This is a genomic window from Streptomyces sp. NPDC042259, assembly GCF_055582085.1.
This window is the reverse complement of sequence record NZ_JBVJDW010000021.1, coordinates 42,637-68,292: the sequence shown is the minus strand read 5'-3', so window position 1 is coordinate 68,292 and position 25,656 is coordinate 42,637. Positions and strand designations below refer to the sequence as shown.

Below are 25,656 nucleotides of genomic sequence, written 5' to 3'. Positions count from 1 at the left end.
GCTGGAACAACTCCCACAACTCGTCCGGCACCAGCCGCTCAACGATCCCCACCATGACCCACAAAATACCGGTGCAGCCAAATGAGATGATCTATTAGTCCCAGCCGTCCGCGAACACAGCACACCCCGAGAAGCCGGCGCCATGCCGTCCAGCACCACCACCTCGCACTGCGCCCCGGCCACCAGGTCGCCCGCCTCGCTCGCGGGCACGCCTGGCGCTCCAGGAGCGCGAACAGTCTCAACCGGGCGATCACGCCCGCCGTCTGATACTGCGTCACCCGGCGCATCGAATCGCTGTTCAGCGTGGGATCTGGTCCGGTAGATTCGTGGTGACCGGTCATCTGGCCATCCTCTCGGAACTTGGGAGATTCCCGAGTGACTGGCGGGTGCCCCAGACGTTCGCAGCCGCCTTCGCCCCGAAGCCCCAAGCCGTCGTACCGGAGGCGGAGGTCCTGCCGGAGGTGTCCGGGGTGGAGGACCTGGAGGACGTCGAGGTGGCGCAGGCCCGGGAGGAGGCTCAGGACCGGCTGCTGCTGGGCGACACCTCGCTGATCGCGTTGGCGGTTGACGCCATGGGCCGGGAGGGCGCGGAGAAGCTCTACGGGTCCGGCCTGGTGCGCCGTGGTCTGCAGCTGGCCAGCGGCGCCCGCAGCTCACTGATGACGTACGGACGCCGGTAGGAGGCCGAGATGACCGAGACGACTATGCCCATCGAGCAGCCCGCCGGCGCTGGTGCTGAGCTGTCCGGCGTCGACCTGGCCCGGGTCGCGCTGCACCAGGCCCGCGAGGCCGCAATGAAGCGCGGCGCCAGCGAGGCCCGCGCCCCGCGCCGCCGCTGTACCCGCGTCGTTCAGCGCGACGGGCGGGAGCCGAGCGGGTTCGCTGCCGTGCTCCAGGGCCTGATGGCCGACCGGGCCTGGGAACTCCCGACCGCCGGCGGAACGGTGCTGGACCACTGGCCGGAGATTGCGGCCGCCATCTCGCCGCGGCTGCTCGACCACGTCCAGGCCGTCGCCTTCCACCCGGAGACCGGCCAGCTCGACCTGCGTCCCGATTCCCCGCCTACGCCACCCAGCTGCGGCTGATCAGCGCCCGCATCGTTGCCGCGGCCAACACGTCGGCCGGCACCGACGCTGTACGCATGATCCGGGTCCTGGCCATCGGCGCCGCGCCCGCGCCCCGGACCACCCCGACCCTGGCCGCTGCCCAGGATGCCCCGCAGGCGGCGGTGAAGACGCGCGAGATGGCCTCGCCCGGCTTCCACCAGGCACTCGCCGCGCACCGGTCCGCCGCATTTGCGCGACGCGTGGACCCTGGCATCGCGCAGGCGGTGGAACGGCAGACCAGGGCGATGCGCGAACTCAGCTTCAGGGCGTTTCCCGACCCGGAGCCGGATGCGGACGGCGGGCTGGCACCGATCGAGGAGGCTCGCGGTCGGCGGCGCCTTCAGGCCGCGGCGACCGAGGCGGCCGCCCTGCGCCGGGCACGGGCCGGGCGCGCTGCCCGGAAGGGGCAGGCCGCGGACGGTGTGATCGGCAGGGCGGCGAGGGCATCGCAGCTGGGGCGTACGGCCTGAGTCGAGCCGAGAGGCGATCTGTTTGGTGCACTCGGCTGGTGACAAGATGTGTTGGCGGTAGGGGACGGGGGAGTGTGTGCGCACGGACAAGCGACGGATCCAGACGCCGGTGCTCGGCAGGGCAGACTTGGATGAGCCGTTGATGCTGCCGATGGAAGCGATCGAGCTGGATGCGTTCCGCCGCCGCTGTGTCCGCTCCGCGCCAGCGGAGGGGAACGGGCGGCCTGGCCTCCGGCGAGGGGGACGCCAGGACGCTTGCCCAGTCCTCGCCTTGCCAGCGCTCTTGGTCCGGAACCACTGAACAGCCGCCATGAGGCAAGCGATCAGATTCGATGGACGCAGAAGCCCGTTCCTTGAAGTCACGAATTAGCAAAGCCCCCACAACGCCCCAGGTCGCGAAGGGTCCGCTCCGCACAGGCGGAGGTGAGCCGCGTCCATGCGCCTTGAGGCGGTCGAGGAACGCGTCCGCTCCGCGCAGGCGGAGGTGAGCCGTAGGGGGAGAGGGAAGGGCAGTGGAGGCGAGGGTGTAGCCGGGAGCGGCGGAGACGTAACGGGAACGGGCGGAACGCCGTCGGCGGACTGACGGGGGCGCGGTCAGGCGGTGAACGCGGTCTGTCGCGATGCCGGTTGGGATCTTTAGGCTCTGCTCATGTCGAAGCAGAAGCGGGGCAGGAAGCAGCGAACGCCGCAGAAGCGGGCCCCCCTCGTTCGGTACCGCGTCCGCGCGCGGCTGCTGCGGCGTTGCCGGGCGGCGGGCGAGCCTCTCGACGAAACTGTGCGACGCGAGGTACACGAGGAGACCGGCCTCACCGTCCGGGTGGACCGGATACTGTGGCTGCGCGAATACATCGGTGCTCATCACCAGAACGCGGACACCGAAGCCGGTACCCACCGCATCGAGACGATCTTCGCGTGCACCCCCACCAGCGACCCCCACCAGCTCGGCGGCCACCACGAAGACGACCTCCAAACCGGTCTGGAATGGGTACCCCTGGACCAAGTGGCCACCCTGAACCTGCTGCCTCACGCGCTGCGCCAGCCCATCGCCGCCCTGGCCAGCACCAAGCCACCAGCCGACTACCTCGGCGACGTCGCATGACCATCCCGGCGATCAACGGCACCGTCCCCGACGGCGCCCGCGAGATCACCACCGGACAATCCAACCGCGTCTGGCACATCGCCGGAACCGACGGATCAGCCCCCTACGTGCTCAAGCGCTACGGCGACCCCGCCCGCGCCGCCAACGAGGCCGCCGCCCTCACACTGCTCGCCGAACACAGTGTTCCGGCCCCTCGGCTGCTGCACGCCGGCCTCGCCGACGAACCAGCCTGGACCGGGCAGACCGCCCTCCACGCAACAGCCGTCCCACCCGACCGGCTCCTGGACGAACTCGCCGCGCCGCTCGCGGCCATCCACCGCATTCCAGGCCCCCATGCCGGCCGTCTCGCCCACGGCCGCCGGCACCTCACCTGGACGGCCTACCTCCACGACCGCCTCAACGCCTACACGGCCGCCGCTCCCCGCCTGGCCGCCGCCGCGGAACTCCACCACGAGCTGGACAGCACACCCCTGGACATCGAGCCCCGGCTCCTGCACCACGACCTCCAGCCCGGGCACCTCATCGCCGTACCGGGCGGGGACCGGCTGCTGCTGGACTGGGAACTCGCCGCATCCGGCGACCCGCTCTCCGACCTGGCCCGCCTCGCAGTGCGCCTGGGCCTGACAGACCCCACACCAGTGCTGAGTCTCGTCCACGAAAACGGTCCAGCCACCGACCAGCGGCTCGTCCTCTACTGGCACATCCACCAGCTTGCGGACGCGGCCTTCGCAACCGGCGACACCGACCCGGCCTCCCCATTCACCGGGTCCGTCACCCGCCGCGGCGGGTGACACCGGCTCCACGAGCCCGGGAGGTGCCGGGAGGCCGGACCGATTCGGGTGTTCGCCGGTCATCGGCCTCGCCACTGCGGCATTGTCGGGCGCAGATGTCGTACCGATCACGCGAGGGAGAAACCATGGGGTGGCAGACCGAGGAGTTCGGGTCGTTCCACGAGGGGCGGCCGGGGGCTGTCCTTGCCGATGGCAGCGACCCCAAGCCCGTCTACCTCGACTCCGGGAGCGCCGGAGGTATGCCGCCGACCAGTGACTGGCGGGTGTACGACGGCAAGCACGGTGCACCCGAGGCGGCCGGTTTACGAGGTTCGCGCTCGTGCGGCTGGCGTGGCACGCCCCAGTACCCGATCGCCTGGCCGCAGGTGATTGACGACGGGCACGGCATGGATACCTCGGGCCCGCGCGGCGACTGGGAACAGCACATCAGCGAGGTCAAGGCACGCTCGGTGCCGCTGCCCGCCGAACTGGAAGACCTGCTGCAACGGGTGGACGATCACCTGGACACGCTGGCCATGGAAGCGCCGGTGGCCGCGCTGAAGGCCGTAGCGGCGCTGGAACGCACTACCGGCCGCATCGGCCATATCGCCGCGTACAACGCACAGGCCGATGAACGGGCCGGCGAACTGCCGTGGGAAGCGATCGCCACGGCTCTCGGGCTGAGCGAAAAGGACGCCCGTTCACGCTTGAGCCGCTACAGCCGATACTGACTCGGTGCCGGGCACGCTCTCACGCCGACCACGACCGAGGACCACTCCTGTGCGTGCGGGGGAGGGCCCATCGATCTCGGCGCCGCGATCAGCATGATGATGACCGAGTGCGGCATAGCCGCCCCGATCATCGGCGGCAGCGTGCTCGCCCGGTTCGACGACATCATCGCTGCGGCCGCGCCCGAGCTGGCCGGGCACGTCCGTACCGTGGCGTTCGGCGCGGACACCGGCCGCCTGGAGGGCGTTCCCGACGCGCCCGCCTACGGCGCGAAGCGGCGCTGGGCCACGCCGCGGCTGGTCGCGGCCGTCAACCAGAAGGTCCCGGGCGCGCAAGTCCGATCGGTGTGCGTCCGACCGCCCGCGTCCGGCGCCACGAAGCCGTCGCCATCAACGGCCGCCGAAGCCGACCCCGCCGTGCCGGAACCCTCGGCTTCGGCTGCCGGGCCGACGAAGATCCGGGAGCGGTGCGCCCCGGGCCTCAAGCAGCAAGGCCGGGGTGCACCGTCGGGTGTGGGCTGACAGTCGTGCCCCGGTGTCCTATCTCTGACCCACGGTGCAAAGTAGAAAGTCACTCCCAGAGCCTGAGTTCCCGGTTGGCCACGTTCAGGTGGCGGGTCTCCGGCGGGTAGCTGGTCGGGGCCTGGAGTCCGAGAGCCCAGACGGTCACCGCGTACTCGTACCCGTGCCGGTGGCGGTGGTAGTCGCCGGCGGCACCCTTGAGGAAGCGGCGGACGGCGGGACTGTAGGGCTCCTGGTCGTCGCCGGTGTTCTTGAGCCGGGGGTCGGTGAGGAGCCGGGTGAGGGCGTTGTGCCAGCGGGTCAGTTCCTCGGCCCGTCGCCGGAAGGCGTCGGCGGTGTTGTCGGCATCGACGTCGGCCATCAGGGTCTCCAGATCGAAGTGTGCGAGGAGGGTGACCTGGTCGTCGTACTCCTCGATGGCGTCGATCTCGGGGTGGGTGAAGGGCCGCACGTTGTACTGGCAGAGACCCATGGTGTTCTGCATCGACTCGCGGAAGTAGCGCATCGGAGGCTCCCGTCAGCTCTGGCCGAGAGGAAGGGGATAGACGTCGAGGGTCACGTACGGGTCGTTCACCCATCCACGCTTGTGGTACTTCGCCTTGCCGACTCCGGCCGCGGTCACGATGTACCGGTCGTCCGCGACCTCCATGGGCAGAGGGCCGACGGCTACTTCGCACCGTGGGTCAGAGATGGGACACCGGGGCCTCGTTGCGTCGTTCTGGACCAACATCCGAACGGCTTGGGGCTAGCAGAGGGCCCCGCGGTCGTGCGGTGCGGCAAGGAACCAGTAGCTGCCCGGCGGCTCGACGTGGTGTGGGGTTGGTACGCCGAGATAGTGATCGGGTCCTAGGCAATCGATGCCCCGTACGGCCCACCGAGCGGCGGTGCCGGGTGGTGTGAGCACGTAATACCAGTGGCGGGTGGGGTCAGAGCCCGTCTCGGAACCCTTTCAGATGGTTCTAGGGTGGTCTTTCAGGAACGGCTAGAAGCCACCTGAGTTCCATTTTGCAGCTGTACGACTCAAGGGAAACCCTATCGCTTTGAAGGTAATTCCGATGCCGCATTGTGAGCTGCTTCACGGCGCGTTCGCTGAGCCCGTGATCAAGTAAACCTAAAGGGCGTGAAAGCGGCGTATTTCTGTCAAAAGATACGGCCGCTTCACGTTGCGTGAAAAGACGTAAGGAGAATTTGCGTGAAGCGCAATATTCTGCGAGTAAGTGCGGCCACCGCGATGGCCGCAGTCGCCTTTAGTGTTGCGGAGCCGGCCGCTTCGGCTGTTGAACATCACCGCACTGAGAACCTCGTCGCCGCCGCGGAGGCCGGGGCTGAGTTCGGAGCCGCCGAAGCCCGAACCCTGCTGAATGTGCCCAAGTTCCGCGCCGAACTCGCCCCCGAAGCCGAGGCCGCCCTGCATGCTGTCGCCGACGGCAGCGCTACCCAGGAAGAGCGCATCGCCGCCCGTGCGTCCGCCATCAGCACGTTCTGGAATCTGCTCAAGAAGGCTGGTCCGTCCGTCGTCAAGGCGGCAAAGAAGGCAGCCGGCAAGTTCGACACCTTCCGGAACTGGGTCAACGGCCTGCCTTGGTACAACCCGATTAAGCTGGCCTGGCAGGCTGTGGGTGCTGAAACTCAGTACCAGATATGGAAGTACGTCCACGACCACATCTGACGCATAAGCCGTAGGGGCCGAATACGCTCCCCGTATTCGGCCCCTCGGTTGTTCATCTGTTCATCGCCGTCGGCTGCGGAAAGGCCTCCACCTATGAAACCCTCGCGCCCTACTCATTCCGATATTGCCGTCGGTTCGTCGCCCGGAAACCGCACTGAGACCGTGATCGGAACCCTTCTGCTCACGGCTTTCTTCGGCTTCCTATGTCTGTTCGTCGAGGACGTCCGGCACAATGACGCTCTTGCCGCTACCGGCCGTGTCCTGCACTGGGCGGGGGGAGCGGGCATCATCGCCACCATCATCATCACCCGTACCGTGTTGCGGCGCTGGAAGTCGGGATTCGACTGGATTTTTGCCGCGATGTGGACCCTCCTCACGATCCTGACCTGGATGAACGGGGACCTTTGATCCAGCAGAGCCGATTTCACTGAGCGCTTCGCCCTGTAAGACGTCGTCTCATTTGGCGTATTGGGTAGGCTGTCGGCCGTGGTGGGGATTGTTGAGCGGCTGGTGCCGGATGAGTTGTGGGTGCTGTTCCAGCGGGCGGTGCCGGAGGCGCCGTCGCGGCCTCAAGGGGGTGGCCGGCGTCGGCATGGCGACCGGGAAGTGCTCGCCGCGATCGTGTTCGTCGCCACCTCGGGCTGTACCTGGCAGCAGCTGCCTGCGGCATCGTTCGGGCCGTCGGGTGCAACAGCCCATCGGCGCTTCTCCGAGTGGAGCAAGGTCCGGGTGTGGGCCAAGCTCCACCGCCTGGTCCTCGACGAGCTCGGCGCCCGCGGCGAGCTGGACTGGTCCCGCTGCGCGATCGACTCCGTCAACATGAGGGCCCTGAAAAGGGGGACCTGACGGGTCCGAATCCTGTCGACAGGGGCAAGTTCGGATCGAAGATCCACTTGATCACCGAGCAGACCGGTCTGCCCCTGTCCGTCGGAATCTCAGGGGCGAACCTCCACGACAGCCAGGCCCTCGAGCCCCTCGTCCGCGGCATACCGCCCATCCGCTCGCGCCTCGGACCGCGACGCCGCAAGCCCGGCAAACTCCACGCCGACAAGGGCTACGACTACGCCCACCTGCGGAAATGGTTACGTCAGCGCGGCATCACACACCGCATCGCCCGCAAGGGCATCGAGTCCTCGCAACGACTGGGCCGCCACCGCTGGACCATCGAACGCACCATGGCCTGGCTCGCCGGCTGCCGCCGCCTCCACCGACGCTACGAACGCAAGGCCGAACACTTCCTCGCATTCACCAGCATCGCCTGCACCCTCATCTGCTACCGCAGACTCGCCAAATGAGATGACTTCTAAGCCCAGCAGCAGTCCTAGGCCATTGGTGAAGACCGGTGTTTACCGCAGGTGGCGTAGACGCCAGGCACTAGTGCCGTGACGGCAAGGCTCGCCCGTCATCCTCATAGCCCCTATTTGGGTGCTCGTCATATATACAAACTGGCGCGAAGCAGACGATCTGCCTTCACCCACACAGGTGGTCCCCGCAACGCGGCACACGGAGACCGCCAGCATGTTCACTGCCAACGCCGTGAGAACATCCCTCCGGCCTGCGGCCGCAGGGATGTTCTCATTCCCTTACGTCCTCAACGGCAGTGACGTCGTCGTGTTCATGTAGCCACCGTTCGAATCCTGAGCCGAGCAAACGCGCAGCTCAGGATCGAAAACAGGCTCTTAACTTGCCATTTAAGGTCTGGCGTCGAACGCGACTCGAACTTGACCAGCGTTTCCGCAGTTCAGCGGACGCGAAGGCGGCCTTCGCCTGATCCTGTGCTCCGTCACAGAGGCAGAGGAACTAGCGCGAAGGCCGTGGTCGTGAGTTTGGGGTATCAGGGCGTCCTGCGGGATGCGTTCGCGGAAGTGTCACGCTTCCGGGCGGAGTTGTACGCGAGTCTGACCGCGCGGGGCGACGCGTTGTTCGAACTGTGCGACGCGTTGCTGTGTACAGAGGGGCCGGTGCGGACGCTGGTCGATCTCGCGCTCGCGCCGGAACACCGCCGTGGGCACGGGGCTCTGTACGGCGGACTCAACCAGGGCCGGATCGACATAGCGCGGCTGCGTCGCGGCCTGGCCGGGGTGTCGGTGCCAAGGGCGGCGGACGGCCGGATCGTCCTGGCCGTCGACGTCTCGCCGTGGCTGCGGCCGGACGCCAACACCTGTGCTGACCGGGCCTTCTGCCACACGTTCGGCCGGGGTGAGGGCAAACACCAGATGGTGCCGGGCTGGCCGTACTCGGTGGTGGTCGCGCTGGAGAGTGGCCGCACGTCCTGGACGGCGGTGCTGGACGCGGTCCGCCTGGAGCCCGGCGCCGACGTCGCCGCGGTGACCACGGGGCAGATCCGCGAGGTCGTCGAGCGGCTGGTCGCCGCCGGCCAGTGGCGGCCGGGCGACCTGGAGGTCCTGGTCGTGCTCGACGCCGGATACGACGCCCCGCGCATCGCCCACCTGCTGGGCGACCTGCCCATCGAGATCCTCGGCCGGCTGCGATCGGACCGGGTGATGCGCCGGCCGACGCCCTCGCTCAAGGAGTACGCCTTGTCCTATCCCCAAGGCGGGCGGCCGCCGAAGCACGGGCGCGAGTTCGTCTTCGGCGACCCCACGACCTGGGGCACCGAGCAGGCCGTGACGGCCACGGACACCAGGCTCTATGGGACGGCGACCGCGCAAGCGTGGGACCGGCTTCACCCGCGGCTGACCCGCCGGGCCGCGTGGCTCGACCACGATGGGCCGCTGCCCATCATCGAGGGCACCGTGATCCGTCTGGTCGTGGAGAAGCTGCCCAGTGGAGGGGTCAACAAGCCGGTATGGCTGTGGTGGTCGGGCAGCGGCGCCACCATCGCGGGCGTCGACCGCTGCTGGCAGTCCTTCCTCCGCCGCTTCGACATTGAGCACACCTTTCGCCTGTTCAAGCAGACACTCGGCTGGACCAAGCCCCGACTCCGCAGCCCGGAGGCGGCGGACCGGTGGACGTGGCTGGTGATCGCCGCCTACACCCAGCTCCGCCTCGCCCGCCCACTGGCCACCGACCTCCGCAGGCCCTGGGAGAAGCCCACCGAGCCGAACAAGCTGACACCCGCCCGCGTCCGCAGAGGGTTCAGAAACCTGCACGCGAAGGCCGGCTCACCAGCCCGTGCACCGAAACCGTCCCGCCCTGGCCCCGGAAGGCCACCGGGATCGAAGAATCACCGCCGGGCCCCACGACACGACGTGGGAAGAGTCCTCGCCACCGGCGAGGCATACAGCCGCCCCGCACACCACAAGAAGGGAACCAAGCCCCGCCGAAACCAATAGGCGAGCACCAACCGCCCCTACGCTGGCACGATGCACCCATGGACGTCGAGAACCTCAGCGGGCTTCAAGTGGACCGCGCAGACCCATCGGACTGGGCCGCGTTAGCCAAGATCGATTCTGTCGCGGCAGCAGGCGACCACACACGACGGGACAACATCCGGCACTGGTGCGAACAGGGTGGGATCCTCATGGCCCGAGACTCATCCGGACCCTTGGGTTACAGCGTGCTGGAGTACAGCTTCTTCAAGCAGGGCTTCGTCACCATGCTGATGGTCGCCCCCAGCGCCTGCCGACGAGGTGTGGGCGCACGTCTCCTCACGGCCGTCGAGACCGTATGCACCACCACCAAGCTGTTCACATCAACCAACGTCTCCAACCACCCCATGCAGCAACTACTACAACGCGCCAGCTGGCACCCGGTCGGTCTGCTCCACGGCCTCGACGAGGGAGATCCCGAACTCTTCTACCTCTGCCCGAGCACTCGACTCCGCGACGTCACAGCCGCCGGAGGTTAAACAACAAGCTTAACGCGGATTCCCGGTCCCCGATAGGTCAGGTGGGGGCGTTGAGACTCTGCGCATGCGGCGTTCTGCGGCTCGGCGCACGAGTATGGCGTGCAGGTCCCGGGCCGCCGTTGGTACTGAGTGTGTGCGTCGTCGCTGGATGACGACACGGAGTTCGGTGGTGTCGTCCGCCAGCGGATGGTAGATGATCGCGCCACTGCGCTCCAGGGGATCTCCCTGCACGCTGTAGTCGGGCAGGACGGTGGCGCCGAGCCCCTCGGCGACCATCAGCTTGCCCATTTCGGCACCATCGGCCGAGTACGAGAAGAACGGTGTACGGCCCTTGAGGAGCCGGTGGATGTAACGGTGCATGACATAGCCGGAGCGCATCACGATCAATGGCTGGGTCAGCAGATCGGTGATGGTGACCGTTTGAAGCCCAGCCAGCGGACTGTCAGGGCGGACGCAGACGACCGGGCGTCCACGCAGCAGTTCTGTGGTGTGCAGGCCGGGGGGAGGGTCGTCATCTCGGAGGTAACTGACCAGCCCCAGGTCGAAGCCGCCCTCAGCGAGATGCTGATGGATACCGTCCTGCCGGTCAGCGACCACTTCCACCTGGGTCGAAGGATGGGCGGCGCCGAACTCGCGGATGGCCGGCGCCAGAAGTGTAACGGTAGCCGCATTCACCGTGCCCAGCCGCAGCGTGCGGCTTATGTGATGCTGTTCGTCGGCTGCCTCGCGGAGGCGGTCGACCGCCTCAAGCACCCCGGCGATATGCGGCAGCAGTTCGCGCCCTCCTTCACTGATCTTCGCCCCCGAACGCTTGCGCTCCAGAAGGTTCACCCCTAGTTCTCGCTCCAGATTGCGAAGCGTCTCGCTCAACGCCGGCTGTGACAGGTGCAGTTCTTCTGCGGCGCGGCGCAACGACCCCAGCCGGGTGACCGCCGCCAGGTATTCCAACTGTTCCACGCGCATGATGAGCTACCTCCGACGCTGATCATAAACCGATCAACCCCCGGAGTAGTGAAAGGGAATCCCTATCTCACTATCGGAGATACCTCATTGTCTTGAGTAAGGGAAACCGCATCGCCCGCAAGGGCATCGAGACCTCACAACGGCTGGGCCGGCACCGTTGGACCATCGAACGAACGATGTCCTGGCTCGCCGGCTGCCGCCGCCTCCACCGCCGCTACGAGCGTAAAGCCGCCCACTTCCAGGCCTTCACCAGCATCGCCTTCACCCTCATCTGCTACCGCAGACTCACCAAATGAGATGACTTCTTAGAGGTCGTTTTATCCCAGTGTTTCATCCCGGAATTGGCGGCTTCATGATGGTTTTGGATCGCGCCAGGAGGTGGTGTTCTCGTTGGTGAGGCGGCGGGCCATGAGGTCGGTCATGGCGAGGTGGATCATTGCTTCGGAGCGTGCGGGAAGAGCCTCGTAGTCGCGGGCCAAGCGGCGGTGGAGCATCAGCCATCCGTAGGTCCGCTCGACCGCCCACCGCTTGGGTATCGGGGTGAACCCCCTGGCCCCGGGGGTGCGTGCGGTGATTTCCATGTCGATGCCGAGGGTCGCGGCGTGCTCGACGAGGTGCTGGCGATAGCCGCCGTCGACCCACACCTTGCGGATGCCGGGGTGTTCGGCGGCGGCCTGGCCGAGGAGCTGGGTGCCGGCCACGGAGTCCTGCACGCTGGCCGCGGTGACCAGCACCGCGAGCAGGAGACCGAGCGTGTCGATGACGATGCTCCGTTTCCTGCCCACGATCTTCTTTCCCGCATCGGTGCCCTGGCTGGAGACGGGAACACTGGTGGAGGTCTTGACGCTCTGTCCGTCGATCACGCAGGCCGATGGCTCCGCATCCCGTCCTTCCCTCTGCCGCACGAGTGCCCTGAGCAGGCCGTTGAGCTGGGCGAACACGCCTTCCTTCGCCCACTTCGCGAAGTACCCGTAGACCGTTTCCCAGGGCGGGAAGTCGTGCGGAAGGTAGCGCCACTGAACGCCGGTGCGGTCCACATACAAGATCGCGTCCATGATCTCGCGCAGCTCGTGCTCCGGCGGCGGCCGAAGTCCAGCGCTCTGCCCCGGCGCTCGAAACGCCAGGCCGACAGCACCGGCTCGATCAACTCCCAGCGGGCATCGGACAGATCACTCGGATACGAGCGTCGCGCAGGCATGCCTTTGACGTACCGCCCCGGACCGAGTGCGCCCAGGCGTACGGCAATGACGACGGAAGCACAGCCGCGAAGGCCGGGCATCCTGGGATGAGACAGGCACAAGCTGTATCCCGCCCCACCTGTCACCCCATCCGGCCAGCAGACCTCCAGCGCACCCCTAGCCTCAACATCACCACCACCCCGCACACCGAAAATCGGCAGATACACAGGCATCCAAGATGAAAACGACCTCTTACTGAGCGTTTGGTCCTGTCTCGGGGAGATGTGTTGCGGTTTTCCGGTCCCGATGCCCGGAGGCTGAAGGGGGCAGTGAGACGACTGGCCGTTGATGTGGCGGCAGTTGCCTGTTTCGTTCCGGCACCTCCTGTCTCATCCCAAGCCGTCCCGGCCCATGACCCTTCGCCCGCTGGCCAGGCCGGCCGCTGCGCGGTACATCGGAAACATGACTTCGCGCGGCGGCTATCCCAGCGACCTCTCCGACGCCCGCTGGGAGCTGATCGAACCGGTCCTTACCGCCTGGCGGGCCGAGCGCCGGGGCCGCGGCCTCGACATCGGGCGCCCGCCCGGGCATGACCTACGACAGATCATGAACGCGATCCTGTACGTGGACCGCACCGGGATCCCCTGGCGCTACCTGCCACACGACTTCGCCCCGTGGGCCACGGTCTACGGCTACTTCGCGAAGTGGCAGCAGGACGGCGTGTTCGAGCAGCTCACCGGGCTGCTGCGGCGCCTGGTCCGCGAGCAGGAGGGGCACCATGGTGAACCCTCGGCCTGTGTGCTCGACTCCCAGACCATCAAGACCTCCGCCAACGTGCAGCTCAAGGACCAGGGCACAGACGCGGGCAAGCGGATCATCGGCCGCAAGCGCCACCTGGGCTGCGACACGCTCGGTTTGCTGCTGGCCGTGATGGTCACCGCCGCCAGCGTCTCCGACACCGCGGCCGGCGTCCACCTGCTGTCCCGCATCGCCGCCGACCACCCGCGCATCCGCAAGGCCTGGGTAGACGCCGGCTACCGCACCACGGCCATCGATCACGGCGCCCGCCTGGGCATCGACGTCCACCCCGTCCAACGCCCTCCCGGCGTCAAGGGCTTCACGATTATTCCGCGCCGGTGGACCATCGAGCGCAGCATCGGCTGGCTCATGCACCACCGCAGTCGCCCGTGACTACGAGACCCACCCGCACCGCTCCGAAGCCATGATTCACCTCGCGATGATCGACCTCATGAGCCGCCGCATCACCAACGAATCCACCCCAAACTGGCGCGACACCTGAGTCAGGAACCAAACACGAATCACAGGACCAAACGCTCAGTTACTTGGCCGCCATAACGGGGAGGTAGCGCAGGTGTCGGTCATACAGGTCCAGCCCGGCCGCCGTGGCCCGCGAATCCGTGCCTGCGGGTTCCAGCAGACCGCAGCAGATCGCTGCCGCTTCGTGCAACGCGGCCCGAAGAGCGACTTGAAGTACCGGTAGCGGTCCGCGCGAGGGTCGTTCGCCTCTTCGATCACCCCTCGGACCAGGGCGAGGACGTGAACAGGTCTCTCCTCGCTGTCCTGGGAAAGCGGCGGCTTGCCGCAACCATGGCGTGGGCCGGGGCTGCGGCGAATGTTGCAGAGACCACTGACAGCGGGTGATCAGAAAATCGCACAGCGAGACTGTTGCATGAAACGGACGTCGCGGTGTCCCGCCTCCCGTCCGCTCCGGCCCGAGCGGGCGGTCACAGCGGAAGCGTTATGCCCAGTTCGCGCATTGCAGTGGAAGGCGGTCCTCCTTCGGGCCGTTCAGTCTTGCTGCCCTTGACCCGCGGGTCCAAGGTGCGGGGATCGACAGCCTCGGCTGGGGCACCGGTGGCGTACAGACCGTCAGGGTCGCTGTCGCGGTCGTGCGGCAGCAACCAGAAGACACGGCGGCGGAAGGTTCCGGACGAGTGGGAGGGTTTGGCGGCGGGGCCGAGGAGCGCGTTGCCGACCATGCGTCCGTCGCGGTGGTAGGCGGGCTTGCCGCGGCGGGTGGGCAAAGTTGCAGGATTGCCAACCGAGTGCCAATATTGCAACCAAGGTTCTGTGCGATGACATTGGAGGGGAACGCCCTGATGGACCGGAAGACCGCCGCCGAGCAACTCGCGGCCGCTGAAGGCGCGCCCGTCCTGGCCAGGTCTGCCTCCGCGGGTGAGCGAGCGGTAGGACTCGTTTCAGTTGCTGCCGTCTTCGCCATCCTGTGGGCGGCCGCCGACCGGCGAGTGCCCCTCGTTGTCGGCGTACCGGCCTGTCTCACCACGCTGGCCATCGTGGCCGGATGGAACTATTTTCATCACGAGCGGCCCATACGCCGACCCCACTCGCGCTTCGAGAGCAGGCTCGGGTTCTCCGCCGGTGTTCTGCTTGGGCTCCCAGCCGGGAATGTCCTTTGGGACACGCCGGAGTCGACCGTGGGCATTGTGGCGCCCGCTGCTGCCCCCGCGCTGGCGCTGCTGGTGTACCTCGCGCTCCGGTGGAGGGCCTGATGGGCGACGGCAGACAGCACCGAGAAGCTCTGACGACATTGATGCACTCACCGGTGCGCCTGGCGGTGCTCGGTACGCTGCGCCGCGTCCACAACGCCTCGTTCGCCGACCTGCGCGAGGCGTTGGACCTGGACTCGCCGGAGCTGTCACGGCAGCTTCGGATACTTGAGGATGCAGGGGTGGTGGAGCTGGCCAAGTTGCGGGATGGGGGGCGTCGTGTGCGCACTCACGTCCGGTTGTCCGATAAGGGCCGGGACCAGTTCGAGGGCTATCTGAAACATCTGCGGTCCGTAGTTGGTGATCAGTAGGCAGGAGAAGGGGCGCGGAAGCCCGTCCGCGCCCCTGCCTACCTAGGAGATATTGCTGTGGTCAGGCCCATGGCGTGGCGCACCAGACGGAGGCGGCGCCTAGTTGGGCAGCCATGCCGGCGATCCCGCCCTTGACGCCCACCTTGATGCCTCGCTTAGCGGCTTCCTTGATGATAAGACGGGCGGCGTCCTGGAAGTGACGCTTTTTCAGCTTGGCCACGATGGCCGAGGTCGCTCCGCCCAGGCCACCGAGACCGACGGCCTTGAGCAGGCACGAGGTGTAGCTGCGGGTGGCGGCCTCCTCGGACTCATGCGCCTTGGCGTCCAGTTCATGGGCGATGGCGTCGGCAAATGCCACGCCGTACTCTGCGCGAGTCTTCTCGTAGTCGAAGTTCCCCTCAGCGTCCTTGATCTTTCCGTCGATGATGGCCTCAAGGTAACGGGCCAGCTCATCGACCTGCTCAGCGGTGGCCTCACCGTCGACAGCGGCGCTCGAATTGTTGTCAGAGTTCCCGATCTCGGCGGCGTGTGCAGTGCCGATACCGGTGATGGCGACAGCTCCAGCCAACATGGCAGAGATTACAGTCATGCGGATACGCGTGGTGCTGCGATTCACGTACAGTCCTTCATGCGTAATGCGCACGAGACGAGGCCCGGTGAGGTTTGGGGGCCGACACAGTGGCTGGCTGCACAGGGCCTTTCCTCGCACATTGAATGGGTCCTCAGAGGGTTTTGCCCCGTCGAGGGAGGTTGCCGGAGACAGTAGCGCCTAATAAATTGAGTCGCAAAAAGAGAAAGGGTTAGCCTTTCATCGGTGCTGGACATTTCCGTAAGTTGCGCTTTTGCGCAAGGGTGCCTCTATCACGCAGGCGTGCCAAAGATGAGGTGGGGCCGCGGTCCATTGGACTCAAGCTGCGACCACTCCTAAAGCGTGTTGCAGAAGGTCGTGTCCGGGCAGGTCAGGGTCCGTTTTGGGGTCGGTCTGGTCATGCGGCGAGGGCGAGGTTGTGCATGTGGGCGACGGCCTGGACCGCGTGGTGGAGACCGGTGCCGCGCTGGCGGCAGTCGCGGAGGATCTTGTAGTGCTTCATCCGGGCGAAGGCGTGCTCGACGCGGGCCCGGACCCGTCGGTGTTCGGCGTTGTCTTCTTCCTCGCCGGGCAGCAGAGCCCGCCCGGGGCGTTTGCGGTGCGGGACGAGGAGTCCGGTGTTGCTGTAGGCACCGTCACCCAGGACGGTCACGCCGTCGCACTGGTCGGCCAGGCCGGAGTCCCGCCACGCTTTCGCATCGGCGGTGTTGCCGGGCACCGGCCGGGCCGCGGCGATGACCAGTTTGGTGTCGGCGTCGATGATGACCTGCACGTTCGCCGAGAACCGGTAGTTGCGTGAGGATGCTCCGACCTTCCGGTCGCGGACCGGGATCAGGGTGCCGTCCACGATCCACAACCGGTCGACCGCGTCGGCGGGGCGTGCGGCCGGCTCGATCGCGAGCAGCGGCCGCAGCCGCTGGACGACCCGGCACACCGTCGCCGGTGAGCAGCCGAACAGCGGGGCGAGCTGCCGCATGGTGAGGTTCGTGCGGTAGTAGACGGCCACCAGCAGCACCCGGTCTGCCAGCGGCAGACACCACGGCCGGCCACCGCCGGGACCGTTTCCGCCGCGTTCCCGCACGACCTTCAGGAGCCGCTCGAACTGCCGCATCCGCAGACCCGTGAACGTCTCCACCCACAACGGCTCAGCCCTCAACGCCCCACACATACAAGGGAAATGCCCGATCCACAGCGTTCTGCAACACGCTTTAGACGGGTGGTCCTGTGGGTGGTGTTCGGGGGCGGGGATGGATGCGGACCGCGCCGGGTGGAAAAGCGTTGAGGCCGATCGCCTGCTGTGTGTTGCTGAGGGTGATGCGTAGTCCTGAGATCTCTTGAAGAAGGGTGAGGTCGGGTACCCAGTTCCGGCAGTTGAGGGAGAGGTGACCGAGGTTGGGGAAGTGGTCAGGGAGCAGGCCCAGGCGCAGGTCGCTGCGTTCTGAAGAGAGTGATAGTCGTTGGAGGCTTGGCATGTGGGGAGCTTTGCCGAGGTCGCATTCGCCGAGGCAGAGGTCGGTCAGGTGGGGCAGGGCTGCGATTTCTTCCCATTCGATTTCATCGAGCAGGTGGTTGACGATGAGCCTGCTTAGGCGGGGGAAGCGGGTGATTCCGGTGATCGACGATGAGATCCAGCCGCCGAAAGCCAGCGATGAGAGGCCCTCGGGTGCCGCTAGGCGGTGCAGGTTTCTCCAGGGCAGAATGGTGTAGAGGGAGAGATGGGTGAGGCCGGGCAAGCCTGCGAGGCTCTCGAAGCAGAAGGACTCGGGTGCGTGCAGCAGTCCTAGACGAGGCAGGGTAAGGCCGGCCAGGTCCTTCAGATGATTGATCCGCGCACACCCAGATAGGGAGAGGCTGTTCAGGACGGGCAGGTCACGGACGAACTGAAGATTCTCTAGTTCCTGGCCTTCGAAGATCTGCAGGAGCCGTGTGTGCTCAGGTGATAGGTGGGATGCGATCTCTTTGGCGGTGAAGTCTCCGCGGAAGGTGATCTGTCGGATGGGGTGGAGAAGCTGCAGTGTGTCGGCCTGCTCCCGGGTGCGCACGGTAAGGCCGGGAGACTGCGAACTCGTACGGCGGGGGAGCAGAATGTCGCGGGCGTACTCCTGCGCATCGAAATTCGCCCATGCCGCGCACAGCTCGTGGTCGGGAGACGAGTTCTGCCTCGCCGGCGGTAGCGTCGAGGCGAACTGCTGGAGCACGGCGTAGGCCTGCTCGCCGCCGATGGTGGCCGCAGTGCGTATGACGGCGCTGCTTTCGTCGCCGTGCAGTCCGTGCGCACTGCGTGGCAGCAGGTCCAGTATCCCGGGTCCCAGCCCGGCGAGCTGATCGGCTTCTTGGGGGGAGCGGGGCGGCAGCAGTGTGCCGGCGCGCTGCTCGACCAGGTTGCGGACGGCCGGGTTGATTTCGGTGGCGTAGTGCAGGCTTGCGGCTGCCAGCAGATGCAGGCGCGGCTGGTGTGTCGCTTCCTGGTCTCCCCGATTGATGAGATCGGTCAGTAGAGCGGCGGCTTCCTGGGGGCGGGCGTGCGCGACGGCCATACGGATGACGTCTTCCCACTGGTCGTCGTGGGCGTGGTTGACCAGGAGGGGGAAGTCGCGGATTTCGGTAGCTGCCTGGGCGCCGAGGTAGTCCTGGAAAGTGCGGTGGACGAAGTCGACAGTATCGGCGGTGGGTTCCCGTAACAGACCGGTGCGGCTGATCAAGTGCTCGAGAACTTGTTCTGCGGTGCCCTGGGCGGCCACGGCCGGCATGGCTGGCAGTGCGTCGGCCAGGAGAGCGAGAGCGGTGGCGCGGTCCATCTCTGTCTGCTGATTGCGGATCAGCCAGTACGCCAGCCGCTGGAGCAGCCGGGTGCTCTCGGCCTCGGTAAACCGGATGCCGTCGGGGAGGCGGATACCGCGCTCGTGGTCACGGCGGACCAGCAGCATCGATAGTGCGGCACGGTAAAGCTCCATCCGGCCACGGGGAAGGTGGCCGCGGCGTTCGCGGTGAAGGGCGCAGATCAGCGCGCACATCAGGGGCGTGGTCGACAGCTGTGACAGGTCGCGCTGCGCCCGCACGGTGGCCTGAAGGGCCGTCTCGAGTTCCCGCAGGTGCTCGTGTTCCGCATCATTGCCGGCGTTCTGGCGGGCCGCGGTGTGCCAGCGGCTGATGAACACCCGGGTGTCAGCTGCGCTCATGGGCCGCACTGCCAGCTCGGTGAACCCCCGATGCGCCAACCAGCCTTCCGGGACGGCCGAGGGTCGGGTCGTGACCACCACATGCAGGCTCTCGTACGCCGCCAAGAGCGCCTCCAGCCATTGCCTGGTCGCCTGCCGATGCTCCTGGGGCACCTCGTCTACTCCGTCGACCAAGAGGAGGGCCCGGTCGGAGAGGACGGCGTCGGCCCAGCCGTCCGGCTGCGTGCTGGCCAGGGGTGAGCCGGTCGCCCCCAGGAGCTCGTGTGGCAGGGGCAGGGGGCCGCGCCTGATCAGTGTCCGCAGGGGGAGGACGAAGGGTGTCCGCCCGTGCCAGCCGGCGAGTTTCTCCGGGAGGGTGTTGGTGGCCGTGGTCACCGCGAGCCACTGCAGCAATGCCGTCTTCCCACTCCCGGCGAGCCCTTTCAGCAGCACGCGGCGTTGTCCGGAAAGGGCCTGCTCCGCGCGCCGTACGACGGCCGAGGAGATCTCGCGTTCACTCGTGACCTGCCAGTCGTCCGAGGCCTGCGCCAGCTCCAGGCTCAGATATGCAGCATCGAGCGGCCAGCATCCGCGGTCGGGCCTGCCCAGGTCGAGCCCCACCACCGTCAGATGCCCGTACTGATCTGCCACGTAGCGCCGATAGCGTTCCTCGAACGGCACCAGCACCTGCGGCCTTGAACGTGGCGCGGCCTGGTCCACGGGAGCAGGGCACGCGTGTTGACGCAGGACTAACAGCGGTTCGGCCGGTGTGCCCAAGGCTTGGGCCAGCGCCACCACGGTTGCTTCCGACGGCACTCGGCTGCCGTTGAGTGCCTGGCTGACAGTGGTCTTGCCCAACGAAGACCGCTGCTGCAGTCCGCCCATGCTCAGCCCTCGCTGGGTTCTGAGCGTGCGTAGCCTCATGGAGAGTTCGGCCAGCGGATCATCGTTCACGCCCTACCTCCGCTCCGGAGCCTGAAGTTGACCGATGTCGTCCATCTTCGTTCGGTCGAGCCCCGACGAACGGGAAAACCCCGAAGCTCGCCCTAATCCGCCATCCGCGAACTTCAGGGGGAACGCATGACCATCTCCATCCATTGCGTGATCGTGCTTCTGGTTCTGGCTATCGACGCGCTCTTCTGCCTCCTGGCGGCTGCTGGAGCCGGTCTGCTGGCCCACCTGGGCGGGGCCTCCCGCACCACCGTCCTGACCCGCGGTGGTGTTGCTTTCGCCGGTAGCGCCACGTTGTCCCTGGCTGTGCTGACATTCCTGGTGGCCACGCTATGCACCCCAGCGTGACTACGGGCGCCGATCGCACCTCGGCGCCGGGTCTCACCGGAGCTGGCCAGCCGACAGAACTTGCGTGCGCCCGAGAGCGACACCCCGCCCCACAGCTCCGCCGCCAGGAGGTGTCCAAGCCGTCAGTTCCTCGACGGCTTCCGCGTCCCACGGCTGGCCGGCGGACACCCGCGGACACGTCCGGACCACCTCTGCGGGGACAAGGCGTACAGCTCCCGCCGGAACCGCCGTTACCTACGACGACGGCAGATCCGGCACACGATCCCCGAGCGCCGGGACCAGCAGGCCCACCGCCGACGCCGTGGCAGTGCGGGCGGCAGACCCACCGGTTTCCAGCAGGACCGGTACGCGCACAGGAACGAAGTCGAGCGCACGGTGAACGCCCTCAAGGGCTTCCGCGCCGCGGCTACACGGTTCGACAAGCGAGCCTATGTCTTCCGGGGGACGGTCACCGTCGCAGCAATCCGGCTATGGCTCCGCTCATGAGTCGCCGGACATGCCGTAACGGGTACGCCGGGTCGGTGGCGTAGATGACGACCTCGGCGCACGGGTCGTCGCGGACCTGCTCCACCAGGGACTCCACCGCCTCCCTGGTCTGGCGCAGCAGCTAAGGCGTGTCTCTTTGATGGGCTGGTCGGTTGATCGGATGTGTCTGTCCGGTTGGTGATTACTGATGCGATGTGGGACCGGATCGAGCCGTTGATGCCGGCCGATCCGGTTCGTGGACGACGGTGGGCCGACCACCGGCGAACCCTTGAGGCCATCGCCTGGAAGTACCGAACCTGCTCTCCCTGGCGGGATCTGCCCGCCGAGCTGGGGTCGTTCCAGACCGCGCACAAACGCCTGATCAGGTGGGCCGTTGACGGCACTTGGGAGCACATCCTCGCGCGCATCCTGGCCGCGGCGGACGCTCAGGACGATGTGGGCTGGACGGTATCGGTGGACTCCACCGTCTGCCGAGCTCACCACCATGCGGCCGGAGCCAGGAAAAGGGGGCACCGGGCCGGTCCGAACCCGATGATCACGCCCTCGGACGCTCCCGCGGCGGCCTAAGCACGAAAGTCCACCTGGCCAGCGACAGCCGGGCGCGACCACTCGCCCTTCACGTCACCGCAGGCCAGGCCGGTGACGCACCAGCCTTCGAGGTCGTCATGGCCAGGATCCGCGTTCCGCGAACCGGTCTCGGGAGGCCACGAACCCGCCCGGAGGTCGTCCTTGCGGATCGCGCATACTCATCCCGCGCGATTCGCGGGTATCTGCGTCGCCGTGGCATCCGGGCTGTCATCCCTCAACCCGCCGACCAGGTGGGCCACCGCTTGCGACGGGGCCGCGCGGGCGGTCGCCCGCCAAGGTTCGACGCTGCGGCATACAAGCAGCGCAACACCGTCGAGCGATGCATCAACCGCCTGAAGCAATGGCGGGGGCTGGCAATGAGAACCGACAAGCTCGCCATCGCCTATGAGGCCGCACTTCATCTTGCCGCCATCCTCATCTGGACCCGGCACTGACCCGGCCCACGAGGTCAGTCGCCCGGACTGAGAAGCCTCTGCACGTCCCGGAGGCGTTGACGTGCCTCAGGGATCCACCCCTCGTCCATATCGAGCGGGACCCTCACTGAGATCCGCGTCTGGGTCTGGTCATGGACTTCCACCACATAGGGATCGTCCGCGATGAAGCGGAGGTAACCGTCGTTGCCTGCGGGGGGCCAGTCGACGGTGAGTACGTCCCCGTCGGCAGTCTGAAGCTCGTCCGCCTCGATGCGGTCCAGGGCTCCGGTCCAGTGATCCAGGTCTTCAAGCGTCACAAGGATCCGAAGCTGAACGTTCACGAAGTCGCTGGTGATGACGATATCGGCAGCGTAGTAGTCCGGGTCCCACGCCGGCACACGATCGGCAAGCCAGACGCTGACGACCTGGGACCCATCGGCCAGGCGAATCAGTTCGAGAGCAGTCGCTTCATCCACTGCCCGAGTGTCCCAGAGCCTGCCATCCACCGATCAGCCGCCTCATTCAAGAGACACTCTCTAGGGCGGACAGGAGGTCGGTGGCCTCGCGTATGTAGCGGTATACCGTCGCGACACCGGTCCCGAAGCCAGCGGCGAGATGGGCGTAAGTGTCACCGCACCGCAGATGAGCCAGGACGAGCAGAGCCTGGCGCCCGGCTGTCAGACGTCGCCATCGAGTGCCGATTCCGCGCCGCCGCGCGGCCAGTTGCCCTGTCAGGTAGCGCAAGGTACGGCTGGACAGGTCGATCGCCGACGGGTACACAAGCACTCGAAGCTCCTGGCAGCACGGTAGATCTTGGTTGTGACACCGTCTACCAGGAGCTTTTTCGTTCAGTAAGCCCATCCAACACGTGGTCAACGTCGCCAACTTGCACAGGGCTCACTGATCCGACCTGCGGCACCGAGACTGAGGAACGGCCAGCAGCAACCTGCATTCCATTTTGTAGCCGCATTGTTGAAGGAGAACCCTATCGCGTTGAAGGTAATTCTGATGCTGCATTGTGAGCTGCCTCACGGTGCCTCCTCTGGGCCCGTGATCAAGTAACTCTTACGGGAATGAAAGCGGCCGCATTCCCGTCAAAGATCACGGCTGTACCACGTCGCGCGGAAAGCACAGGGAGAAGTTACGTGGAGCGTAATACCCTGCGAGTAATTTCGGCCACCGCGATGGCCGCAATCGCCTTTGGTATCGCGGCGCCAGCCGCCTCGACTGTTGAACATCACCGCACCGTAAAGGCTGTCCCGTAAGTGATCTCGAGGCTGCCGTCGGCGAGGACAGCCGGTCTGTGAACTTGCCTGTCATCCGGCAAGGTTGAGGTTGTGCAGGCGGGCGATGCCGAGCATGGCGTGGTGTACTCCGTCGCCTTTGAGGCGGCAGTCGCGGAGGATCTTCCAGGTCTTCATGTGCGCGAAGACGTGCTCAACCCGGCTCGGACCTGCTTGTGGGATCTGTTGTGATCCTCTTTCCAGCCCGGGAGCTCGGTCTGGCCGCGCACGCGACGGTGCGGGATGACCAGTCCAGTCCCTGGGTAGCCGCCGTCGGCGATCGTTAGGGTCTTTTACTCCGGGACTGTGCGAGCATACCGTCGCCGTTCGACTGGCGGACGATTTGATGTTCTGCTTTCAACCCGCGGTTGACTAGCTGGGGCAGAGCCAGCGGCACCCAGCCATCCCATCAGGCAGGTAAGAGCGGCTCTTCGAAGGGTCCGTCCACTGCTCATAGCCATACACCATCTCAAAGACTGGCCCGCATGCTCACTGCGGGCTTCTCCATGACAGAGAGGCAGGCTACGTGGTCACGCCACTCGGTACGCCCCGTCCCGGCGGCTGCATCAAGGCAGACGAAGATTCAGCTGAGCTGAATCGCACCCGCCCGACACCTCGTACGTCCGACAACGTGATGGAGACCGATTGCTTACCGACACTGACGTTGCCCCTGGCCGCTCTGTGCACCGGGGGATCCCCGCGCTTGTCCGGCCGGAACGACGAACATGCCCGCATGCTCAGCGCAGCGCACGACCCACTTCCACCGGTCCTCGTCCACCGAGGCACAATGCAGGTCATCGACGGCGCACACCGCGTACATGCCGCAAAGATCCGTGGTGACACGGAAATTCGTGCCCGCATGTTCGACGGCGACGAGAGGGATGCGTTCGTCCTGGCCGTGCGCGCGAACATCACCCACGGGCTGCCACTGACCCTGGCCGACCGCACTAGCGCTGCCGCCCGCATCGTCGCCTCGCACCCGCACTGGTCCGATAGGGCCATCGCTGCCGAGACGGGGCTGTCCGAGCACACCGTGGCTGCGGTGCGCAAGCGTTCAACTGCGCAACCCTCGCAGTCAAACAAGCAGACCAAGTTCCCCGAGGCGGACCCTTCGCAACCCGAGGCCCGGCTGGGCCGCGACGGCCGGCTGCGGCCAACCGACGGTGCCCGGCGCAGAACGCTGGCTGGCCAGCTGTTCGCGGAACGACCTGACGCGACGCTGCGGGAAGTGGCCAGCCTCGCGGGTATCTCGCCCGCCACCGCACGGGACGTGCGGATACGCATAGGCCGCGGCGAGGACCCGGTCCCGCCACGTCAGCGCCCCGGTTGCCGCGCCAAGGGCCCGGCCCTGTCTCAGCCGACGCCCCCTGCACCGAGTGAGGATGCATCCGATCGGACAGTCAAGTCCGGGAGAATCGTTGAGCAACTGATGAAAGATCCGTCGATTAAGCTCAGCCGGTCGGGCAGATCGCTGCTGTCCTGGCTGGGCGCGCACATGGTCAAGCCGGAGGATTGCGCCGAGTTGGTCGCCCGGGTGCCGCCGCACCGCAGCGGTCAGGTGGCCCAACTGGCGCGTGAGTGCGCCCAGAACTGGCACTGGATTGCCCATCAGCTTGAGAAGTGCGGCGCGACAGTGGAATGACCGTGTGCGCCCGTCCGCGGCGCCTCATACCGGCACGGAAGCTGCCCGCATATCCCATGGGGATGCGGGCTTTTCTGTCGTTCCATCGAAAAGAGCCCACTTGACCGGAATCGAAAGGAGGCGGAAGTGACTGGTGTCGGCCGAAGCTAATAACTACCCCCCTTGTCGTCGGCAAGCTCGCTGCATAATCTGAAGTCGTCCTGATCGAACCGAGAAAGGATTCCTCATGAATTCCCAGTTCGCTGACCCCTCGACGACTCAGATCAACCCGATGCACGAGGAGCGCGCCGACGCCGCGGTCTTCGAGATCGAGATCGAGGAAGTTGAGCTGGTGCCCTCGCTCCTGAAGCAGGGTTGCATCTGCTGAACTGCCCCCGGGTGCCCGACGCGGTTCGCTGCGGCCGGGCACCCGGGCCCAATCCCCGTACGGAGTGGAAGTGCTGCACATGGATTCGCATGACCCGGTTTGCGTAGGCGTCCGACAGGCACGAGAGAGTGATGCTAGTCAGATCGCGGAGGTCCAGGCCAGCGCATGGCGCAACGCCTACGCGAGCATCCTGACGGCCGCGGAACTCGAGGGTCTCGACACGGCCGCGCTCACTGATTTCTGGCGCGCGCAGATTGCAGCGGCAGCCCAGGCGTTCGCCCATGTGCTGGTCCACGACGACGGGGAACGGATCGCGGGATTCTCGGCCTTTGGACCGGCCCGTGACGATGACCTCCGGCAGCGGCCGGACACCGAAGAGCTCTACGCCTTCTACGCCCGGCCGGAATGCTGGGGCCAGGGCGTTGGGCACAGTCTAATGCTCTCCACGCTCTCCGTATGGGCCGGTAAGGGCACGCGGACCGCGTACCTGTGGGTGCTGGAGCGCAACGAACGGGGCCGCACCTTCTACGAGAAGGGTGGCTGGCGGCCGGACGCTACGGCCGCCCCCTCCGGGTCCGATCCCGGTGCGATGGAGATCCGTTACCTCCTGTCCGAGCCGTCGGCGCGCCGCGCGGCCGTGGAGACAGGACTCGACGCCCGGATGAAAGGACGATGA

27 protein-coding genes and 7 pseudogenes are annotated in these 25,656 nt (G+C 66.7%); 22 read left to right on the top strand and 12 right to left on the bottom strand.

The window, feature by feature from the left end; translation table 11 throughout:
- Window positions 1–386 precede the first annotated feature (386 nt).
- The 7 genes from ACZ6MA_RS33265 (at window position 387) to ACZ6MA_RS33235 (ending at window position 4,695) form a co-directional block, all read left to right on the top strand.
- A complete protein-coding gene (locus tag ACZ6MA_RS33265; protein WP_469438559.1) occupies window positions 387–680 on the top strand; it encodes a hypothetical protein in 294 nt (97 codons plus the stop codon).
- Window positions 681–689: 9 nt separating this feature from the next.
- Window positions 690–1,085, top strand: coding sequence for a DciA family protein (locus ACZ6MA_RS33260; protein ID WP_469438558.1), 396 nt, complete (start codon window positions 690–692; stop codon window positions 1,083–1,085).
- Between the two features lie 56 nt (window positions 1,086–1,141).
- On the top strand, window positions 1,142–1,576 hold the full coding sequence (locus tag ACZ6MA_RS33255) for a hypothetical protein (protein WP_469438556.1): 435 nt from the start codon (window positions 1,142–1,144) through the stop codon (window positions 1,574–1,576).
- Between the two features lie 649 nt (window positions 1,577–2,225).
- Window positions 2,226–2,675: an NUDIX domain-containing protein gene (locus tag ACZ6MA_RS33250; protein ID WP_469438555.1), complete on the top strand. Its 450-nt coding sequence runs from the start codon at window positions 2,226–2,228 to the stop codon at window positions 2,673–2,675.
- The gene (locus ACZ6MA_RS33245; RefSeq protein ID WP_469438554.1) at window positions 2,672–3,466 is read left to right on the top strand and encodes a phosphotransferase family protein; all 795 of its coding nucleotides are present in this window, start codon (window positions 2,672–2,674) and stop codon (window positions 3,464–3,466) included. Before ACZ6MA_RS33250 ends, ACZ6MA_RS33245 begins: the two co-directional genes overlap by 4 nt.
- Before the next feature lie 125 nt (window positions 3,467–3,591).
- Window positions 3,592–4,176 (top strand): hypothetical protein, encoded by a 585-nt coding sequence (locus tag ACZ6MA_RS33240; RefSeq protein WP_469438553.1) that lies wholly within the window; start codon window positions 3,592–3,594, stop codon window positions 4,174–4,176.
- 93 nt (window positions 4,177–4,269) lie between these two features.
- Complete coding sequence (locus ACZ6MA_RS33235; RefSeq protein ID WP_469438551.1) at window positions 4,270–4,695, top strand: hypothetical protein; 426 nt, start codon at window positions 4,270–4,272, stop codon at window positions 4,693–4,695.
- 49 nt (window positions 4,696–4,744) lie between these two features.
- Here ACZ6MA_RS33235 and ACZ6MA_RS33230 read toward each other — a convergent pair whose 3' ends face one another.
- Both ACZ6MA_RS33230 and ACZ6MA_RS33225 read right to left on the bottom strand, forming a co-directional pair.
- Window positions 4,745–5,200, bottom strand: coding sequence for a hypothetical protein (locus ACZ6MA_RS33230; RefSeq protein WP_469438549.1), 456 nt, complete (start codon window positions 5,198–5,200; stop codon window positions 4,745–4,747).
- Window positions 5,201–5,212: 12 nt separating this feature from the next.
- Window positions 5,213–5,344 (bottom strand): hypothetical protein, encoded by a 132-nt coding sequence (locus ACZ6MA_RS33225; RefSeq protein ID WP_469438547.1) that lies wholly within the window; start codon window positions 5,342–5,344, stop codon window positions 5,213–5,215.
- A gap of 543 nt (window positions 5,345–5,887) precedes the next feature.
- On the opposite strand from ACZ6MA_RS33225, the gene ACZ6MA_RS33220 reads away from it, so the two are divergent.
- The 5 genes from ACZ6MA_RS33220 (at window position 5,888) to ACZ6MA_RS33200 (ending at window position 10,175) form a co-directional block, all read left to right on the top strand.
- The gene (locus ACZ6MA_RS33220) at window positions 5,888–6,364 is read left to right on the top strand and encodes a hypothetical protein (protein ID WP_469438545.1); all 477 of its coding nucleotides are present in this window, start codon (window positions 5,888–5,890) and stop codon (window positions 6,362–6,364) included.
- 162 nt (window positions 6,365–6,526) lie between these two features.
- The gene (locus ACZ6MA_RS33215) at window positions 6,527–6,772 is read left to right on the top strand and encodes a hypothetical protein (RefSeq protein WP_469438544.1); all 246 of its coding nucleotides are present in this window, start codon (window positions 6,527–6,529) and stop codon (window positions 6,770–6,772) included.
- Between the two features lie 87 nt (window positions 6,773–6,859).
- Window positions 6,860–7,659 (top strand): IS5 family transposase gene (locus ACZ6MA_RS33210; RefSeq protein WP_469438572.1). Its coding sequence is split into 2 segments (ribosomal slippage): window positions 6,860–7,199 and window positions 7,199–7,659, totalling 801 coding nucleotides; the frame shifts between segments, so codons are not numbered across the junction.
- Window positions 7,660–8,184: 525 nt separating this feature from the next.
- A complete protein-coding gene (locus ACZ6MA_RS33205; RefSeq protein ID WP_469438542.1) occupies window positions 8,185–9,660 on the top strand; it encodes an NF041680 family putative transposase in 1,476 nt (491 codons plus the stop codon).
- Between the two features lie 38 nt (window positions 9,661–9,698).
- Window positions 9,699–10,175, top strand: a complete 477-nt coding sequence (locus tag ACZ6MA_RS33200) for a GNAT family N-acetyltransferase (RefSeq protein ID WP_469438540.1) — start codon at window positions 9,699–9,701, stop codon at window positions 10,173–10,175.
- Between the two features lie 9 nt (window positions 10,176–10,184).
- Here the strand turns inward: ACZ6MA_RS33200 and ACZ6MA_RS33195 are convergent, their stop codons facing one another.
- Entirely contained in the window at window positions 10,185–11,138 is a 954-nt protein-coding gene (locus tag ACZ6MA_RS33195) for a LysR family transcriptional regulator (RefSeq protein ID WP_469438538.1), read from the bottom strand.
- 68 nt (window positions 11,139–11,206) lie between these two features.
- Between ACZ6MA_RS33195 and ACZ6MA_RS33190 the strand changes: the two are divergent.
- Window positions 11,207–11,434 (top strand): annotated as a pseudogene (locus ACZ6MA_RS33190) (transposase); the annotation flags it as partial.
- A gap of 54 nt (window positions 11,435–11,488) precedes the next feature.
- On the opposite strand, the pseudogene ACZ6MA_RS33185 reads toward ACZ6MA_RS33190, so the two are convergent.
- Window positions 11,489–12,336 (bottom strand): annotated as a pseudogene (locus ACZ6MA_RS33185) (IS5 family transposase).
- Between the two features lie 442 nt (window positions 12,337–12,778).
- Between ACZ6MA_RS33185 and ACZ6MA_RS33180 the strand changes: the two are divergent.
- A pseudogene (locus ACZ6MA_RS33180) lies at window positions 12,779–13,616 on the top strand (IS5 family transposase).
- A 445-nt stretch (window positions 13,617–14,061) separates the two neighbouring features.
- Here ACZ6MA_RS33180 and ACZ6MA_RS33175 read toward each other — a convergent pair.
- Window positions 14,062–14,361, bottom strand: a pseudogene (locus tag ACZ6MA_RS33175) (DUF6009 family protein); the annotation flags it as partial.
- A gap of 75 nt (window positions 14,362–14,436) precedes the next feature.
- Here ACZ6MA_RS33175 and ACZ6MA_RS33170 point away from each other — a divergent pair.
- Both ACZ6MA_RS33170 and ACZ6MA_RS33165 read left to right on the top strand, forming a co-directional pair.
- Window positions 14,437–14,847 (top strand): hypothetical protein, encoded by a 411-nt coding sequence (locus tag ACZ6MA_RS33170; RefSeq protein ID WP_399935549.1) that lies wholly within the window; start codon window positions 14,437–14,439, stop codon window positions 14,845–14,847.
- On the top strand, window positions 14,847–15,155 hold the full coding sequence (locus tag ACZ6MA_RS33165) for a transcriptional regulator (protein WP_399935546.1): 309 nt from the start codon (window positions 14,847–14,849) through the stop codon (window positions 15,153–15,155). Before ACZ6MA_RS33170 ends, ACZ6MA_RS33165 begins: the two co-directional genes overlap by 1 nt.
- A gap of 61 nt (window positions 15,156–15,216) precedes the next feature.
- Here ACZ6MA_RS33165 and ACZ6MA_RS33160 read toward each other — a convergent pair whose 3' ends face one another.
- The 3 genes from ACZ6MA_RS33160 to ACZ6MA_RS33150 form a co-directional block, all read right to left on the bottom strand.
- The gene (locus ACZ6MA_RS33160; RefSeq protein WP_399935543.1) at window positions 15,217–15,771 is read right to left on the bottom strand and encodes a hypothetical protein; all 555 of its coding nucleotides are present in this window, start codon (window positions 15,769–15,771) and stop codon (window positions 15,217–15,219) included.
- 370 nt (window positions 15,772–16,141) lie between these two features.
- On the bottom strand, window positions 16,142–16,912 hold the full coding sequence (locus tag ACZ6MA_RS33155) for a transposase family protein (protein ID WP_469438535.1): 771 nt from the start codon (window positions 16,910–16,912) through the stop codon (window positions 16,142–16,144).
- A 40-nt stretch (window positions 16,913–16,952) separates the two neighbouring features.
- Window positions 16,953–19,856: an NACHT domain-containing protein gene (locus ACZ6MA_RS33150; protein WP_469438533.1), complete on the bottom strand. Its 2,904-nt coding sequence runs from the start codon at window positions 19,854–19,856 to the stop codon at window positions 16,953–16,955.
- 126 nt (window positions 19,857–19,982) lie between these two features.
- Between ACZ6MA_RS33150 and ACZ6MA_RS33145 the strand changes: the two genes are divergently transcribed.
- Complete coding sequence (locus tag ACZ6MA_RS33145; RefSeq protein WP_469438531.1) at window positions 19,983–20,201, top strand: hypothetical protein; 219 nt, start codon at window positions 19,983–19,985, stop codon at window positions 20,199–20,201.
- 129 nt (window positions 20,202–20,330) lie between these two features.
- Window positions 20,331–20,687 (top strand): annotated as a pseudogene (locus ACZ6MA_RS33140) (transposase); the annotation flags it as partial.
- On the opposite strand, the gene ACZ6MA_RS33135 reads toward ACZ6MA_RS33140, so the two are convergent.
- Complete coding sequence (locus tag ACZ6MA_RS33135) at window positions 20,650–20,784, bottom strand: hypothetical protein (RefSeq protein WP_399935987.1); 135 nt, start codon at window positions 20,782–20,784, stop codon at window positions 20,650–20,652. The pseudogene ACZ6MA_RS33140 and the gene ACZ6MA_RS33135 sit on opposite strands and share 38 nt — an antisense overlap.
- 95 nt (window positions 20,785–20,879) lie before the next feature.
- Between ACZ6MA_RS33135 and ACZ6MA_RS33130 the strand changes: the two genes are divergently transcribed.
- A protein-coding gene (locus ACZ6MA_RS33130) for an IS5 family transposase (protein WP_469438570.1) occupies window positions 20,880–21,709 on the top strand; the annotation gives its coding sequence in 2 pieces (ribosomal slippage) (window positions 20,880–21,201 and window positions 21,201–21,709; 831 coding nt in all).
- Between the two features lie 14 nt (window positions 21,710–21,723).
- Here ACZ6MA_RS33130 and ACZ6MA_RS33125 read toward each other — a convergent pair.
- The 3 genes and pseudogenes from ACZ6MA_RS33125 to ACZ6MA_RS33115 all read right to left on the bottom strand — a co-directional run.
- Window positions 21,724–22,164: a DUF5959 family protein gene (locus tag ACZ6MA_RS33125; protein WP_469438529.1), complete on the bottom strand. Its 441-nt coding sequence runs from the start codon at window positions 22,162–22,164 to the stop codon at window positions 21,724–21,726.
- Between the two features lie 61 nt (window positions 22,165–22,225).
- Window positions 22,226–22,474: pseudogene (locus tag ACZ6MA_RS33120) on the bottom strand (helix-turn-helix domain-containing protein); the annotation flags it as partial.
- Between the two features lie 530 nt (window positions 22,475–23,004).
- A pseudogene (locus ACZ6MA_RS33115) lies at window positions 23,005–23,264 on the bottom strand (transposase); the annotation flags it as partial.
- Window positions 23,265–23,758: 494 nt separating this feature from the next.
- Between ACZ6MA_RS33115 and ACZ6MA_RS33110 the strand changes: the two are divergent.
- The 3 genes from ACZ6MA_RS33110 to ACZ6MA_RS33100 all read left to right on the top strand — a co-directional run bounded on the left by ACZ6MA_RS33110 (window position 23,759) and on the right by ACZ6MA_RS33100 (window position 25,656).
- Window positions 23,759–24,613, top strand: coding sequence for a hypothetical protein (locus tag ACZ6MA_RS33110; protein WP_469438528.1), 855 nt, complete (start codon window positions 23,759–23,761; stop codon window positions 24,611–24,613).
- Window positions 24,614–24,839: 226 nt separating this feature from the next.
- Complete coding sequence (locus tag ACZ6MA_RS33105; RefSeq protein WP_469438527.1) at window positions 24,840–24,980, top strand: hypothetical protein; 141 nt, start codon at window positions 24,840–24,842, stop codon at window positions 24,978–24,980.
- Window positions 24,981–25,059: 79 nt separating this feature from the next.
- Window positions 25,060–25,656, top strand: a complete 597-nt coding sequence (locus ACZ6MA_RS33100; protein WP_469438568.1) for a GNAT family N-acetyltransferase — start codon at window positions 25,060–25,062, stop codon at window positions 25,654–25,656.